Raw genomic sequence first — 14,209 nt, 5'->3', positions numbered from 1 at the left:
AACCATAGCACTGGAGCGATGCCGGGCGATCACCCCGGCTCCTGTGCCACGAGCCCCGGACGCGGGAGGATGGGCGCGGACCCCGCAACACGAGGAGGCAGTGTGAGCGAGCCGAACGCGACCACCACCGCGGCGGACGCGGTCAGGGGCGAGGACGAGGTCGTCGACCTGTGCCGTGATCTCATCCGGATCGACACCAGCAACTACGGCGACCACTCCGGGCCGGGCGAGCGGGCCGCGGCCGAGTACGTGGCGGAGAAGCTCGCGGAGGTGGGACTGGAGCCGCGGATCTTCGAGTCGCACCCGGGCCGGGCCTCGACCGTCGCCCGGATCGAGGGGGAGGACCCTTCGCGGCCCGCGCTCCTCATCCACGGCCACACCGACGTCGTCCCGGCCAACGCCGACGACTGGACCCACCACCCGTTCTCCGGCGAGATCGCCGACGGCTGCGTGTGGGGCCGCGGAGCGGTCGACATGAAGGACATGGACGCGATGACGCTGGCGGTCGTCCGCGACCGGCTGCGCAGCGGCCGCAGGCCCCCGCGCGACATCGTGCTGGCCTTCCTCGCCGACGAGGAGGCGGGCGGCACCTACGGGGCCAAGCACCTGGTGAACCGGCACCCGGAGCTGTTCGAGGGCGTGACGGAGGCGATCGGCGAGGTCGGCGGCTTCTCCTTCACCGTCAACGAGAAGCTGCGGCTGTACCTGGTGGAGACCGCCGAGAAGGGCATGCACTGGATGCGGCTCACCGTGGACGGCACCGCCGGGCACGGTTCGATGACCAACCACGACAACGCGATCACCGAGCTGTGCGAGGCGGTCGGACGGCTGGGCAGGCACAGATTCCCGGTCCGGGTGACCAAGACGGTCCGCTCCTTCCTCGACGAGCTCTCCGACGCCCTCGGGGTCGAGCTGGACCCCGAGGACATGGAGGAGACCCTCGCCAGGCTGGGCGGCATCGCCAAGCTCATCGGGGCGACGCTGCGCAACACCGCGGCCCCGACGATGCTCGGCGCCGGCTACAAGGTCAACGTCATCCCCGGCCAGGCCACCGCCCACGTCGACGGGCGCTTCCTGCCCGGGTACGAGGAGGAGTTCCTGGCCGACCTCGACCGCATCCTGGGCCCGCGCGTGAAGCGCGAGGACGTGCACTCCGACAAGGCGCTGGAGACCGGCTTCGACGGCGCCCTGGTGGACGCCATGCAGACCGCGCTGCGGGCCGAGGACCCGATCGCGCGGGCCGTGCCGTACATGCTCTCCGGGGGCACCGACGCCAAGTCCTTCGACGACCTGGGCATCCGCTGCTTCGGGTTCGCCCCGCTGAAGCTGCCGCCGGAGCTGGACTTCGCCGGGATGTTCCACGGGGTGGACGAGCGGGTGCCGGTGGAGGGGCTGAAGTTCGGCGTGCGGGTGCTGGACCGCTTCATCGACCAGTGCTGAGCCGCCCGGCGGCCGCGCCCGCGCGCCCTCCGCGGAGCCGGCCCCGGCACCGGTAATCGCCCCTGTGTACGCCCGTCACCAGGACGGGTGAAAGCGCCTCCGGGCCGTAGCCCGGTTCCTCCGCCGTCGTTACAGGGAGTGCGGTCCGCGGCTGGGATCGCATTGCCAACAAGGAGGAAGAATGATCAAGAAGGTCGTCGCCGTCGCGGCTGCCACCAGTGGTCTCGTGCTCGCGGGTGCGGGTGTGGCCGCCGCCGACGCCGGTGCCCAGGGCGCTGCCATCGGCTCCCCCGGTGTCGTCTCGGGCAACGTGGTCCAGGCGCCGATCCACATTCCGGTGAACGCCTGCGGCAACACGATCACCCTGATCGGGCTGCTGAACCCCGCCTTCGGCAACTTCTGCGTCAACGACTGACGTCGCGTCCGGGCCCGTGAGGGCCTGACGCACGGCGGCCCCGGAGTGCGCGCCATGCGCTCCGGGGCCTCCGTTTCGGCGGGCGGGGGGACGAGGAGTGCCCTTCGCCCGCGATCGCAAGCCACCCGCACAGTAGAGGGCAAGGGGAAGTACACATGCGACAGGTCACAAGGAAGGGCCTGATCACCATCGCCGCGGCCGGTGGCGTGCTGGCCATGGCGGGCGGCCACGCCCACGCGGACGCCGAGGCCCAGGGCGTCGCCGCGGGTTCGCCGGGCGTGCTGTCCGGCAACACCGTCCAGGCTCCCGTGCACGCGCCGGTCAACGCCTGCGGCAACACCGTGACGGCCGGCGGCGGTCTCAACCCGGCCTTCGGCAACGAGTGCGCCAACGTGGGCTCCCAGGAGGGCGGCCACCACGAGTACCCCGGCGGTCACCACGAGGGCGGTGGCCACCACGAGGGCGGCCGTTCCGACGGCGGCCGGAAGCACGACGGCGGTCACACCCGGCAGCACGGCGGCCAGGGCGGCGCCGAGGCCGAGGGCGTCGCCGCGGGTTCGCCGGGCGTGCTGTCCGGCAACACCGTCCAGGTCCCGGTGCACGCGCCGGTGAACGTCTGCGGCAACTCCGTGAACGCGGTCGGCGCCCTCAACCCGGCCTTCGGCAACGAGTGCGCCAACGTGGACGACCGCGGGCCGGCGCCGGAGCGGCCCGGGCCGGAGAAGCCCGGACCCGAGAAGCCCGGGCCGGAGAAGCCCGGTCCCGAGAAGCCGGGGCCGGAGAAGCCCGGTCCCGGGAAGCCGGGACACGAGAAGCCCGGTCCCGAGAAGCCGAGGGGCGGGGACGAGCCCCGTGCCGAGGCCCCCGGGAAGCCCGCTCCCCAGGTCATGGGCGGCGAGCTGGCCCAGACCGGCGGGCTCGGGCTGGGCACGATGGTCCCGGTCGGCGCCGGGGCGCTGCTCGGCGGCGCCCTGCTCTACCGGCGCGCCCGCGCCGTGCGGGGCTGACCGACGTCCCGGCACACGACCCGGCGCACGGCGAGGAGCGGACTCCGCCCCCACAACGGGGCCGGGGTCCGCTCCCTCGCCTTCCGGGTCACCAGGTGGCGCGCAGCTGGCGGATGATCCGCCGCCGCAGCCGCACCCGGCGGCTGCCGTCGGAGTTGAGCCTCAGGCGGTCCAGTTCCCAGTGTCCGTACTCGGCGTGTTCGGTCAGCAGGCGTGTGGTGGCCTTGCGGGAGACCCCGCGCGGGACGTACACATCGCGAAATTCGTATTCCGGCATCACATCTATTGTGCGTGCAGGGCCCCGGTACGGATAGCGTCTGCACTATGTCTGATGCTGCGCAGCCCAGTGCTGCCGAGGTACGAGCCGCCGCCGAAGCGCTGAAGACCGCGCTGGACCGTCACCTCGAAGCCGTCGAACGACGGTCTGCCGAGGGGGGTTCGGGCGCCGGGGCGGCCCGGGCCGAGGCCGCCGTCCACGCCGCCTTCGACGAACTCGCCGCGGCGGGCGAGGCGTACGACGAGCTGTTGTACGACGCCTACGACGAGGTCACGCCCTTCGAGATCCCGAGCGGCGACAGCATGCCCGCCTACGCGGGACCGGAGGAGCCCGGCTCCCTCAGCGTCCTCGTCCGCCGCGACTACACCGTCGTGGAGCCGCAGCGGCTGATGGCCCAGGCGCAGCGCGTCACCGCGCTCGACCCGGACTCGGCGGACGCGGACGAGGACGCGCTGGAGGGCCCCTTCGCCGGGAGCGGGGTGCACGCCGCGCTCAGCGTGCTGTTCGGCGAGTACGAGCCGGACGAGATCGCCACCCGGCACGAGGAGTTCGGTCTGGAGGAGGGCGACTCCACGCTCTGGGTGATCGCGGGCGACGAGCCCGCCGAGCCCGGGGAGTGGCTGGGCTCGCCCTTCGAGGGAGCCGATCCCGAGCGGGTCGTCTGCCGCTTCGACGTCAGCGCCGTCTTCGACGAGGAGGACGGCTTCTACGACGGGGACGAGGAGGACGACTCAGCCGGCGGCCCGGGCCGCCGGCTGAGGGGGCCCACGGCCCGGTAGGGCCCGCCGGCCGCTAGCCCGCCGCGTCCGGCCCCGGTGCCGCCACGGCCTGCGCGCGCAGCAGCGTGCGCAGGCGGGTCGTGCGCTCCGGGGCCGGGACCTCCGCCACCGCCCGCGGCAGCGCCTGGTCCACGCCGTGCACCACGGACAGATGCCGCTCGCCGCGGCCGAACGCCGTGTACACCCAGGACCGGTCGAGGACCGGGGCGGCGTCGCCCGGCAGCACCACCACGGCCGCCGGCCAGCGCGTACCGACGGCCTGGTGGGCGGTGAGGGCCCAGCCGTGCCGCACCGTCTGCGCCACCCGCTCGCGCGGGACGGTGACGGCGCGGCCGGAGCAGTCCAGGCGCAGGCCCTCCTCGTCCCCCGAGACCACCGTGCCCAGCGCGGTGTGCCCGGGGGCGGGGGAGTGGGCCACCCGGTCCCCCGGGTCGAAGCCGCCGAACCGGCCGGGGCCGGGGTTGAGGCGCTCCTTGAGCGCGGCGTTGAGCACGCGGGTGCCCGCGGCGCCCCCGTGGCCGGGCGTGATCACCTGCGTCCGCTCGGCGGGCACCCCGAGCGCGCGCGGCACCGAGTCGGCGACGAGCTGCACGGTGCGGTGCACCGCCTCCCCGGCGTCGCGCACCGGGACGATCACCACCTCCCGGCCGGGCGCCTCCACCCGGTTCAGCTCGCCGATCCCGATGCCCGAGACCAGCTCGCCGACCGGCCCCGGATCCGGGGTGCGGGAGACCACCTGCGGGCAGACGCGCGCCGCGAGCAGGTCGGCCAGCACCTGGCCCGGACCCGCCGCGCCGAGCACCCGCGGATCGCCGCTGAGGACCAGCCGGGCGCCGTCCGGCAGCGCCTCGACCAGCATCGCCGCGCGTTCGGCGTCGAGTTGGGGGGCGTCCAGCACGGCGAGCAGGTCCAGCGCGTACGCGCCCTCCTCGTCGCGCCCGGGGCCCTCCCGCCCGGCCAGCAGCCCGTCGACGGTGACGGCCGCCGGGTCCGGTCCGCCGTCACCGCCTTCGCCCCCGTCGCCGCTCCCGGCGTCCAGCAGCTCCGCCAGCCGCCGCCTGCCGTCCTCGCTGTGCGCGGCGGCGTACGCCCGCAGCCCCAGCGACCGGGCCGCGGCCACCAGCGCCGCGGGCTCGGCGCGGGCGGCCTCGCCGCCGGTGTGCGCGACCAGGCCGCTGCGTGCGGCGGCGCGCACCAGCTCGGCCGCGGAGGGGCCGGGCGCCCGGCCGGCGGCCTCCTCCCAGCGGACCGCGTCCTTCTCGTCGGGCGGGGTGAAGGTGCTGCCCAGCCGGGCCAGGCCCTCGGCCAGGCTCTCCTCGGCCAGCGCGTGGCGGTCCAGGCCGAGGAGCAGCCGTACGGGCCGCTCGCCGCCCTCCCCGTCCGCGTCGGCGTCCTCCCCGTCCGCCTCGGGGACGGCCCTCCCGGCAGCTCCGGCCCCTCCGGCGCCCGCGTCCTCCGCGGCGTCCTCGAAGGCCAGCACCGCGCCCGCGTCGACGGCCTCGCCCACCGCCGCGTCCGGATCCGGCACGCCGTACCGGGCCAGCCCCTCGGCGAGGGCCTCCGGGCCGAGCACCGTGTGCCCGGCCAGCGCCGCCCGCTCCAGCAGCCACACCGTCAGCGCCCGGGCGCGCCGCTCGTCGCCCGGACCGCACCCGGACCCCAGCAGTGCCCGCGCGAAGCCGTCCGCCTGCTCCGGCAGCACGCCCGGGACCGCCAGCAGCTCCCACGGATCCGAGCGCAGCACCTCCTCGGCGCCCTCGCCGAGGGTCTCCACCACCCGCGCGCCCAGGGCCCCGGGCGCGCCGCCCTCGGCCAGCAGCGCGGCGACGCCCTCGGGCACGGCCACCGGGCCGCCGCCCGGCGCCGTCCGCGGTCCGCCGGGGGCGGCGCCGGGCCGGGGAGCCGGGGCGGTGCGACGGGGCCGGGGCGCGGGCTTCGGCTCGGCGAAGAACTCGGCGGCCGGGCGTTCGCCGCTCTCCACGGCGCGCACGGCGGCCATGAGTTCCGCGGCCTTGTCCCGGCCGGCCGGGGCGGCCGGGGCGATCGGGGCCTGACCGGCCTGGTCGGTCTGATCGGCGTTGCCGGCGCCGGACGCGGTCACAGCGTGCTCCAGTCGTGATCGGGATAGCGGTGCACCGGGGCCGACACGTCGTCCAGCGCCCGGCAGATCTCGTCAGGAAGCGTAAGGCTCTCCACTGACAGCGCCTCGGTGAGCTGCTGCGACGTGCGCGCGCCGATGACCGGCGCGACCACCCCGGGCCGGTCGCGCACCCAGGCCAGCGCCACCTGGAGCGGGGTGACGGCCAGGCCGTCGGCGGCTATGGCGACCGCGTCGACGATCCGCGCCGCCGCGTCGTCCAGGTAGGGCGCCACGAAGGGCGCCAGGCGCTCCGAGGCCCCGCGCGAGTCCGGCGGCGTGGAGTGCCGGTACTTGCCCGTGAGCACGCCCCGGCCCAGCGGCGAGGACGGCAGCAGCCCGACCCCCAGGTCCAGCGCGGCCGGCAGCACCTCCCGCTCCACACCGCGCTGGAGCAGGGAGTACTCCATCTGCGTACTGGCCAGCCGGGTGCGCGCGCCCGGGGCGGCGAGCTGCCAGGAGGCGGCCTTGGCCAGCTGCCAGCCGCAGAAGCCCGCCACCCCGGCGTAGCGGGCGCGGCCGCTGCCCACCGCGGTGTCGAGGGCCTGGAGGGTCTCCTCCAGAGGGGTGAAGGGGTCGTAGGCGTGGACCTGCCACAGGTCCACGTAGTCGGTGCCCAGCCGCTCCAGGGAGGCGTCCAGCGCGTCGAGCAGATGGCCGCGCGAGCAGTCGAAGCGGCGCTCGGGGTCGGGCACGCCGCCCGCCTTGGTGGCGATCACCAGGTCCCGCCGGGGCACCAGGTCCTGCACCAGCCGCCCCAGGAGGTACTCGGCCCCGCCGTCGGCGTACACGTCGGCGGTGTCCACCAGCGTCCCGCCAGCCTCCCAGAAGGCCTTCAGCAGGTCGGCTGCCTCCCTCTCCCCGGTGTTCCGCGCCCAGGTGAGCGTACCGAGCCCGATCCGGGATACGCGGAGGCCGGTGCGGCCCACGTGCCTGTGCTCCATGGGCGTTGAGAGTACTTGCGGCCGCGCGCTAGAGTCCCGGCGACGGGCACGTTACCGATCGGTAAGGGGACGCGGATGAAGCTCGGCATCAACCTCGGCTACTGGGGCGCCGGCATGGACGCCGACAATCTCGCGGTGGCCCGGGAGGCCGACCGGCTCGGCTACTCCGTCTGCTGGGCCGCGGAGGCCTACGGCTCCGACGCCCCCACCGTCCTGGCCTGGGTGGCGGCCCAGACCGAGCGGATCGACGTGGGTTCGGCCATCTTCCAGATCCCCGCCCGCACCCCCGCCATGACGGCCATGACCGCCGCCACCCTCGACACGCTCTCCGGCGGGCGCTTCCGCCTGGGCCTGGGCGTCTCCGGCCCGCAGGTCTCCGAGGGCTGGTACGGGGTGCGGTTCGACAAGCCGCTCGCCCGCACCCGCGAGTACGTGGAGATCATCCGCAAGGCGATGTCCCGCGAGCGCCTGACCCACGCCGGCGAGCACTGGACGCTGCCGCTGCCGGACGGCCCCGGCAAGCCGCTGAAGCTGACCGTCCACCCCGTCCGCGAGCACGTCCCGCTCTACATCGCCGCCATCGGCCCGAAGAACCTGGAGCAGACCGGCGAGATCGCCGACGGCGCCCTGCTGATCTTCTTCGCCCCCGAGCACGCCGAGGAGACCACGCTCGGCGCGCTGCGCGCCGGGCGGGAGAAGGCGGGCAGGACGATGGAGGGCTTCGACGTGGTGCCCACCGTGCCCCTGGCCGTCGGCGACGACATCGACGCCCTGGCCGACACCTTCCGCCCGTACACCGCGCTGTACGTCGGCGGCATGGGCAGCCGCAAGCAGAACTTCTACAACCGGCTCGCCCAGCGCATGGGGTACGAGAAGGAGGCCGCCGAGATCCAGGAGCGGTACCTGTCCGGCGACAAGGAGGGCGCCGCGGCCGCCGTGCCCCGCCGGCTCATCGACTCCACCACGCTGCTCGGCCCGGTCGAGCGGATCGCCGACCGGATGCGGGCCTACGCCGAGGCCGGGGTGACCACGCTGTCGCTGGCGCCGGCGGGCTTCACCCTCGAGGAGCGGATCGCCTCGCTGCGGGCCGGCGTGGAGGCCCTGGAGCGGTCCGGCACCGCCTCCTGACGGTTCCTCCCCCGGCCCCCGGCCCCCGCCTTCCCGGAACCGCCGTGCGGGGCGCGGCCGGACGGCGGGTCCGGCCGCGCCCCGCACCGGGACGTGCCCGCGGCCGTGGTGGGGGCTCGGGGTCCTCCCCGCCACGGCCGTCCCCCGGCACAACGGCCCGGCCGCGCGCGGGTTACGCCCGGCGCGGTGGGCACCTCCGTTCGGCGCAGGCGGGACGGTGTGCTGTTGCCGCCGCCCATCCGTACCGTTTGACTCGACTTCTGCGGATATGTCCACGGAGGTGTCGGGCCATGCCCTGGAGGCTCTGGAGAAGGGACCTGGTGCGGGAGGTCCTCGGCAACGACGCCTCCTTCCGGCTGCTGTGCTCCCTGGCCGCCGCCACCGAGGCCCGCAACGGACGGGAGAACCGCAGGATCGCCGCCCTCGTCCCGGAGGGCCGGCGCGACCTGGCCCCCGCGATGGCCCGGTTCGGCGACCTGGAGGAGCGGCACGCCCGGCTGCTGGCCGCACTGCCCGCCGCCCGCGGCCTGGAGCCGGTCGAGGTGCCGCCCGGGGCGGACCACGCCGCGCTGCTGGAACGGCGGGGAGGCTGCCTGGCGCACGCCAAGCTGCGCCGCGGCGAGCCCCTGAACGAGCGGGACGTCATCGCCCACCTCGCGCACGGGCACGTCGCCTCGGCCCGCGCCGCCGCCTGGCTCGCCGTGCTCGCCGGGCACGCCGCCGGCCACCCCGGGGCCGGCCGGGCGGTGCGGGAGGTCTCCCGCACCAAGCGGGAGCACCTGGCCTGGTGCCGCGAGGAGCTGCTGCGCTTCGCCCGCGCCGGGCACGGCGCCGCCGTCGACCTGGTGCTGCGGGAGAACGCGCTGGCGGAGATCCGCGCCCACCGCGACGCCGGCCTCGCCGTACTGGCCCACACCGGCCACCTGCTGGGCTGGCGCATGACCAGGTCGGTGGCGCTGGAGGCGCGCGTCCAGGCCCGGTACGCCTACGAGCGGCTGGCCGGCTGGCGCCGCGCCGTACGACTGGACCCGCCCGCGCCCGGCGCCGCGCGCGCCGTGCCCGGGAGCGCGCCGGGGACGGCGCCCGAGAGGGCCGCTACAGCCAGCCCCGGCGCTTGAAGAGCCGGTACAGGCCCGCGCTGACGGCGACCATCGCCACCACCACCCCCGGGTAGCCCAGCGGGTGGGTCAGCTCGGGCATGTGGTCGAAGTTCATCCCGTAGATCCCGGCGATCATGGTGGGGACCGCCGCCATCGCCGCCCACGCCGAGATCTTGCGCATGTCGTCGTTCTGCCGGACGCCCACCTGCGCCAGATAGGCGGACAGGATGTCCGACAGCAGCCGGTCCAACGCCTCCACCTGCTCGTTCGCCCGGGTCAGATGGTCGCTCACGTCGCGGAAGAACGGACGCGAGTCGTCGTGCACGAACGGCACCCCGCTGCCCGCCAGCCGCTCCATCGGCTCCGCCAGCGGCCCCGCGGCCCGGCGGAACTCCAGCACCTGGCGCTTGAAGGCGTAGATGCGGCCCGCGATGGTGCCGCGGGCCGGGCCGTCGGGGGTGAAGACCTCCTCCTCCAGCTCCTCGAGGTCCGTCTGCAGCTCGGCGGCCACGTCCATGTAGTGGTCGACCACCGCGTCGCTCACCGCGTACATCACGGCCGTCGGACCGTGCTGCAGCACACCCGGGTTCCGCTCCAGCCGCTCGCGCACCGAGCCCAGCGGGTTGGTCCCGCCGTGCCGCACCGACACCACGAAGGAGTCGCCGACGAACAGCATCAGCTCCCCGGTGGCGACGGTGTCGGCCTCGTCGTCGTAGTCCACCGGCTTGAGCACCAGGAACAGCGAGTCCTCGTAGACCTCCAGCTTGGGGCGCTGGTGGGCCGAGAGGGCGTCCTCCACCGCCAGCGGGTGCAGCCCGAACTCCGCGGAGACCTGGTCGAACTCCTCCTGGGCGGGCTCGTGCAGCCCGATCCACAGGAAGGCGTCACGGTCCGCGCGAGCCGCCTCCAGCGCCTCGGTCAGGCCGGAGGGCCCCTCGGCGCGCCGCCCCTCCCGGTAGATCGCACAGTCCACAATCACACCGGCGATTCTCCCCCTCCGCGCACCGGAGCACGCGGCGGCCGTCCCCTCCCCTCGGCTCCCCCCCCCCGGCTCCCCTCCGCTCTCCTCGGCTCTCCTCCGCTCCGGCCCTCCCCTCCTCACCTCCGCCGTCCTCGCCTACGCTGGCTGCCATGCCCACGCTGCTCCTCGTCCGGCACGGCCGGTCCACCGCCAACACCTCCGGACTGCTCGCCGGACGCACCCCCGGCGTCGACCTGGACGAACTCGGCACCGCCCAGGCCGCCGCCCTGCCCGGACGCCTGGCCGCGCTCCCGCTGTCCGCCGCCGTCCACAGCCCGCTGGAGCGCTGCCGCCAGACCCTGGCGCCGCTGGCCCGCACCCGGCCGGAGCTCCCGCTGCACACCGAGGAGCGCATCGGCGAGTGCGACTACGGCGACTGGACCGGCCGCAAGCTCGCCGAGCTCAACGACGAACCGCTGATGGCCACCGTCCAGCAGCACCCCTCCGCCGCGGCCTTCCCCGGCGGCGAGACGATGCGCGGCATGCAGGCCCGGGCGGTGGAGGCCGTACGGGAGTGGAACGACCGGATCGGGCGGGAGCACGGCCCGGACGCCACGTACCTGATGTGCTCGCACGGCGACATCATCAAGTCGCTGGTCGCCGACGCCCTCGGCATGCACCTGGACCTCTTCCAGCGCATCCACGTCGAGCCCTGCTCGGTCACCGCCATCCGCTACACCCCGCTGCGGCCCTTCCTGCTGCGGCTCGGCGACACCGGCGACCTCGCCTCGCTCGCCCCGCGCGAGGCGGACGCCGCGCAGAGCGCCCCGGCGGCGGACGGCGACGGCGGCGCGGTCGTCGGAGGCGGCGCCTAGACCCCGCCCGCCCACCGTCCGCGCCGTCCGCGCACCCGGCCCGGACACGGTGGCGAGCGCGGTGGTCGGCACGGTGATCGCCGGGCGCAGTAGGGTGCCAGTGTCCCAGCAGTCGACCCGATGGAGCAGGACGTGTCCCGTCAGGTGTTCCTCTACGACCCACCGGAGCGCTTCGTGGCCGGCACGGTCGGGCTGCCTGGCCGCCGGACGTTCTTCCTCCAGGCGTCCGCGGCCGGCCGCACCACCAGCGTCGCCCTGGAGAAGGCGCAGGTCGAGGCGCTCGCCGAGCGCATAGACGAGCTCCTGGACGAGGTCGTGCGGCGGACCGGCGGCAGCGCCCCGGTCCCGGCCGTCGCGCCCGCCGAGACCGCCGACAACGCCCCGCTCCGGACCCCGGTGGAGGAGGAGTTCCGGGTCGGCACCATGGCGCTGGCCTGGGACGGCGAGGACGAGTGCGTGATCGTGGAGGCGCAGGCCCTCGTCGAGATCGACGCGGACTCCGAGGAGGACCTCGCCGAGGCCGAGGAGAGGCTGCTGCGGGACGACGAGAACGGCCCGCCGGTGCTGCGGGTGAGGATCAGCGGCACCATGGCCCGGGCCTTCGCCAAACGTGCCATGGAGGTCGTCAGGGCCGGCCGGCCGCCGTGCCCGCTGTGCAGTCTGCCGCTCGACCCGGAGGGACACGTATGCCCGCGCCAGAACGGATACCGCCGCCGGCCGTGACGCCCGACGCTGCGCCCGACGCGACGCCTGACGTGACGCCCGACGCCGCGGCCGACGAGATGGCGGCCGAACTGCTGGCCCGCGGCGAGCTGACGGTGCGCGGGCAACTCCGCGACGCCTCCAACGCGGTGCTGTACTGCACCGTCGCCGGCGCGGGGCGCGAGGTGCCCTGCGTCTACAAGCCGGTGCGCGGGGAGCGCCCGCTGTGGGACTTCCCCGACGGCACCCTCGCCCAGCGCGAGGTGGCGGCGTACGAGGTCTCCGAGGCGCTGGGCTGGCACCTGGTCCCGCCGACCGTGCTGCGCGACGGCCCGTACGGCGAGGGCATGTGCCAGCTGTGGATCGGGCCCCGGCCGGACGGACCGGAGGAGGACGGCGACGAGCCCGCCGCCGCGGGGCTGCTCGCGCTGGTGGAGGGCGGGGAGCCGGGGCCGGGCTGGAAGCCCGTCGGCCCGGTCGACGTGGGGGAGGGCCGCACCGCTCTGCTGGTGCACGCCGACGACCCGCGGCTGCGCCGGCTGGCCGTCCTCGACGCGGTGATCAACAACGCCGACCGCAAGGGCGGGCACCTGCTGACCGCCCCCGGCGGGCGGCTGTACGGCATCGACCACGGTGTGACCTTCCACACCGACGACAAGCTGCGCACCCTGCTGTGGGGCTGGGCGGGCGAGCCGCTGCCCGACGGGACGCTGGAGCCGCTGCGCGGTCTGTCCGCCGCGCTGGCCGACGGCGGCCCGCTCGCCACCCGGCTGGCCGAACTGATCACCCCCGCCGAGCTGGACGCCCTGCGCAAGCGGACCGACGCCCTGATCGGCACCGGACGCCACCCGCTGCCCGGCGGCGACTGGCCCGCCATCCCCTGGCCGCCCGTCTGACCGGGCCGCCGCGCCGGGCCGGTCAGGCGGGCCCCGGAAAGGCCCCCGGAAGGGCGGCCGGAAGACCCCGGAGGGCCGCCGGCGGGCGGCCGGAGGCCCGCCGCGAGGATCCGCCGGAGGGGCCGTCCGACCGGCCGTCAAGCGGGCCGCCCCGGCCGCGGCGCACCGTTCCGGCCATTGCGCACATCCCGTTCGTGGGCATCACCGTGTGCCGGTTACGCTCATGACCATGCATGCCTGGCCCGCTTCCGAGGTGCCCGCCCTGCCAGGTCAGGGCCGCGACCTCAGCCTCCACGACACCGCGACCGGCGGACGGGTGACCCTCGCCCCCGGCCCCGTCGCCCGCCTCTACGTCTGCGGCATCACGCCGTACGACGCGACCCACATCGGGCACGCGGCGACCTACAACGCGTTCGACCTCGTGCAGCGCGTGTGGCTCGACACCAAGCGGCAGGTCCACTACGTGCAGAACGTCACCGACGTCGACGACCCGCTGCTGGAGCGGGCCGCCGCCACCGGCGAGGACTGGACGGCGCTCGCCGAGCGCGAGACGGCCCTCTTCCGCGAGGACATGACCGCCCTGCGGATGCTCCCGCCGAAGCACTACGTCGGGGCCGTCGAGGCCATACCCCGGATCGTCCCCGTCATCGAGAGACTGCGGGAGGCCGGCGCCGCCTACGACCTCGACGGCGACGTCTACTTCTCCGTCGCCTCCGACCCCCACTTCGGCGAGGTCTCCGGCCTGGACGCCGAGACGATGCGGCACCTGTCGGCCGAGCGCGGCGGCGACCCGGACCGTCCCGGCAAGAAGAACCCGCTCGACCCGCTGCTGTGGACGGCCGCCCGCGAGGGCGAGCCCTCCTGGGACGGCGGCTCGCTCGGCCCCGGCCGCCCCGGCTGGCACATCGAGTGCGTCGCCATCGCCCTGGAGCACCTCGGCATGGGCTTCGAAGTCCAGGGCGGCGGCTCCGACCTGGCCTTCCCCCACCACGAGATGGGCGCCTCGCACGCCCAGGCGCTCACCGGGCGGCACCCCTTCGCCCGCTCCTACGTCCACGCCGGGATGGTCGCGCTCCACGGCGAGAAGATGTCGAAGTCCAAGGGGAACCTGGTCTTCGTCAGCGCCCTGCGCAACGACGGCACCGACCCGGCCGCCATCCGCCTGGCGCTGCTGGCCCACCACTACCGCACCGACTGGGAGTGGACGGACGCCGTCCTCGACGAGGCCACGGCCCGGCTCGGGCGCTGGCGCGCCGCCGTCTCCCGCCCCGACGGGCCGCCGGCCGAGGCGCTGGTGGAGGAGGTCCGCGAGGCCCTCGCCGACGACCTCGACGCCCCCGCCGCGCTGGCCGCGGTCGACCGCTGGGCCGAGCGCCAGCGCGAGGGCGGCGGGACGGACGCCGGAGCGCCCGGCCTGGTCTCGCGGGCCGTGGACGCCCTGCTGGGCGTCGCGCTCTGAGCACGCCCTGAGCACTCCCTGAACACGGTGTGACACCACGGGGGCGCCCGCCGTCCGGCGGGCGCCCCCGTCGTGGGGCGTGCGCTCAG

Annotated in this window: 14 protein-coding genes; 10 read left to right on the top strand and 4 right to left on the bottom strand. The window is 75.6% G+C overall.

The annotated features are described in order from the left end of the window. Window positions 1-69: 69 nt before the first annotated feature. From QC029_RS22165 to QC029_RS22155, 3 genes are all read left to right on the top strand, one after another. On the top strand, window positions 70-1,440 hold the full coding sequence (locus QC029_RS22165; protein ID WP_279557497.1) for a M20/M25/M40 family metallo-hydrolase: 1,371 nt from the start codon (window positions 70-72) through the stop codon (window positions 1,438-1,440). 181 nt (window positions 1,441-1,621) lie between these two features. Then, window positions 1,622-1,855: a chaplin gene (locus tag QC029_RS22160; RefSeq protein WP_279557496.1), complete on the top strand. Its 234-nt coding sequence runs from the start codon at window positions 1,622-1,624 to the stop codon at window positions 1,853-1,855. Window positions 1,856-2,010: 155 nt separating this feature from the next. Continuing rightward, window positions 2,011-2,862 carry a chaplin gene (locus QC029_RS22155; RefSeq protein WP_279557495.1) on the top strand — a complete coding sequence of 284 codons (852 nt, stop codon included), beginning with the start codon at window positions 2,011-2,013 and terminating at the stop codon, window positions 2,860-2,862. A gap of 88 nt (window positions 2,863-2,950) precedes the next feature. On the opposite strand, the gene QC029_RS22150 is transcribed toward QC029_RS22155, so the two are convergent. Then, entirely contained in the window at window positions 2,951-3,139 is a 189-nt protein-coding gene (locus QC029_RS22150) for a DUF5703 family protein (protein WP_279557494.1), read from the bottom strand. 47 nt (window positions 3,140-3,186) lie between these two features. Here QC029_RS22150 and QC029_RS22145 point away from each other — a divergent pair, with 47 nt between their 5' ends. Then, window positions 3,187-3,918: a hypothetical protein gene (locus QC029_RS22145; protein ID WP_279557493.1), complete on the top strand. Its 732-nt coding sequence runs from the start codon at window positions 3,187-3,189 to the stop codon at window positions 3,916-3,918. 13 nt (window positions 3,919-3,931) lie between these two features. Here the strand turns inward: QC029_RS22145 and QC029_RS22140 are convergent, their stop codons facing one another. Both QC029_RS22140 and QC029_RS22135 read right to left on the bottom strand, forming a co-directional pair. Beyond that, the gene (locus QC029_RS22140) at window positions 3,932-5,917 is read right to left on the bottom strand and encodes a helix-hairpin-helix domain-containing protein (RefSeq protein WP_279557532.1); all 1,986 of its coding nucleotides are present in this window, start codon (window positions 5,915-5,917) and stop codon (window positions 3,932-3,934) included. A gap of 98 nt (window positions 5,918-6,015) precedes the next feature. Continuing rightward, on the bottom strand, window positions 6,016-6,999 hold the full coding sequence (locus tag QC029_RS22135) for an aldo/keto reductase (protein ID WP_279557492.1): 984 nt from the start codon (window positions 6,997-6,999) through the stop codon (window positions 6,016-6,018). A 75-nt stretch (window positions 7,000-7,074) separates the two neighbouring features. Between QC029_RS22135 and QC029_RS22130 the strand changes: the two genes are divergently transcribed. Next, on the top strand, window positions 7,075-8,127 hold the full coding sequence (locus QC029_RS22130; protein ID WP_279557491.1) for an LLM class F420-dependent oxidoreductase: 1,053 nt from the start codon (window positions 7,075-7,077) through the stop codon (window positions 8,125-8,127). 290 nt (window positions 8,128-8,417) lie between these two features. After that, window positions 8,418-9,245 (top strand): ferritin-like domain-containing protein, encoded by an 828-nt coding sequence (locus QC029_RS22125; RefSeq protein WP_279557490.1) that lies wholly within the window; start codon window positions 8,418-8,420, stop codon window positions 9,243-9,245. On the opposite strand, the gene corA is transcribed toward QC029_RS22125, so the two are convergent. Continuing rightward, entirely contained in the window at window positions 9,223-10,215 is a 993-nt protein-coding gene (corA, locus tag QC029_RS22120) for a magnesium/cobalt transporter CorA (protein WP_279557531.1), read from the bottom strand. The two genes, QC029_RS22125 and corA, sit on opposite strands and share 23 nt — an antisense overlap. Window positions 10,216-10,358: 143 nt before the next feature. Here corA and QC029_RS22115 point away from each other — a divergent pair, with 143 nt between their 5' ends. The 4 genes from QC029_RS22115 (at window position 10,359) to mshC (ending at window position 14,120) form a co-directional block, all read left to right on the top strand. Next, window positions 10,359-11,063, top strand: a complete 705-nt coding sequence (locus tag QC029_RS22115; RefSeq protein ID WP_279557489.1) for a histidine phosphatase family protein — start codon at window positions 10,359-10,361, stop codon at window positions 11,061-11,063. Between the two features lie 132 nt (window positions 11,064-11,195). Continuing rightward, a complete protein-coding gene (locus QC029_RS22110) occupies window positions 11,196-11,786 on the top strand; it encodes a DUF3090 domain-containing protein (protein WP_279557488.1) in 591 nt (196 codons plus the stop codon). Beyond that, window positions 11,750-12,661: an SCO1664 family protein gene (locus QC029_RS22105; RefSeq protein ID WP_279557487.1), complete on the top strand. Its 912-nt coding sequence runs from the start codon at window positions 11,750-11,752 to the stop codon at window positions 12,659-12,661. Before QC029_RS22110 ends, QC029_RS22105 begins: the two co-directional genes overlap by 37 nt. 229 nt (window positions 12,662-12,890) lie before the next feature. Beyond that, window positions 12,891-14,120: a cysteine--1-D-myo-inosityl 2-amino-2-deoxy-alpha-D-glucopyranoside ligase gene (gene mshC / locus QC029_RS22100; protein ID WP_279557486.1), complete on the top strand. Its 1,230-nt coding sequence runs from the start codon at window positions 12,891-12,893 to the stop codon at window positions 14,118-14,120. Window positions 14,121-14,209: the final 89 nt, after the last annotated feature.

It is taken from the genome of Streptomyces sp. DH37 (assembly GCF_029813835.1).
Classification (GTDB): domain Bacteria; phylum Actinomycetota; class Actinomycetes; order Streptomycetales; family Streptomycetaceae; genus Streptomyces.
This window is presented reverse-complemented; position numbering and strand designations above follow the sequence as displayed.

What these genes read in the sequence shown, in the direction of transcription:
- QC029_RS22165 (WP_279557497.1), top strand. Translation starts at nt 70, where the DNA reads ATGGGCGCGGACCCCGCAACACGAGGAGGCAGTGTGAGCGAGCCGAAC.
- QC029_RS22160 (WP_279557496.1), top strand. Translation starts at nt 1,622, where the DNA reads ATGATCAAGAAGGTCGTCGCCGTCGCGGCTGCCACCAGTGGTCTCGTG.
- QC029_RS22155 (WP_279557495.1), top strand. Translation starts at nt 2,011, where the DNA reads ATGCGACAGGTCACAAGGAAGGGCCTGATCACCATCGCCGCGGCCGGT.
- QC029_RS22150 (WP_279557494.1), bottom strand. Translation starts at nt 3,139, where the DNA reads ATGCCGGAATACGAATTTCGCGATGTGTACGTCCCGCGCGGGGTCTCC.
- QC029_RS22145 (WP_279557493.1), top strand. Translation starts at nt 3,187, where the DNA reads ATGTCTGATGCTGCGCAGCCCAGTGCTGCCGAGGTACGAGCCGCCGCC.
- QC029_RS22140 (WP_279557532.1), bottom strand. Translation starts at nt 5,917, where the DNA reads ATGGCCGCCGTGCGCGCCGTGGAGAGCGGCGAACGCCCGGCCGCCGAG.
- QC029_RS22135 (WP_279557492.1), bottom strand. Translation starts at nt 6,999, where the DNA reads ATGGAGCACAGGCACGTGGGCCGCACCGGCCTCCGCGTATCCCGGATC.
- QC029_RS22130 (WP_279557491.1), top strand. Translation starts at nt 7,075, where the DNA reads ATGAAGCTCGGCATCAACCTCGGCTACTGGGGCGCCGGCATGGACGCC.
- QC029_RS22125 (WP_279557490.1), top strand. Translation starts at nt 8,418, where the DNA reads ATGCCCTGGAGGCTCTGGAGAAGGGACCTGGTGCGGGAGGTCCTCGGC.
- QC029_RS22115 (WP_279557489.1), top strand. Translation starts at nt 10,359, where the DNA reads ATGCCCACGCTGCTCCTCGTCCGGCACGGCCGGTCCACCGCCAACACC.
- QC029_RS22105 (WP_279557487.1), top strand. Translation starts at nt 11,750, where the DNA reads ATGCCCGCGCCAGAACGGATACCGCCGCCGGCCGTGACGCCCGACGCT.
- mshC (WP_279557486.1), top strand. Translation starts at nt 12,891, where the DNA reads ATGCATGCCTGGCCCGCTTCCGAGGTGCCCGCCCTGCCAGGTCAGGGC.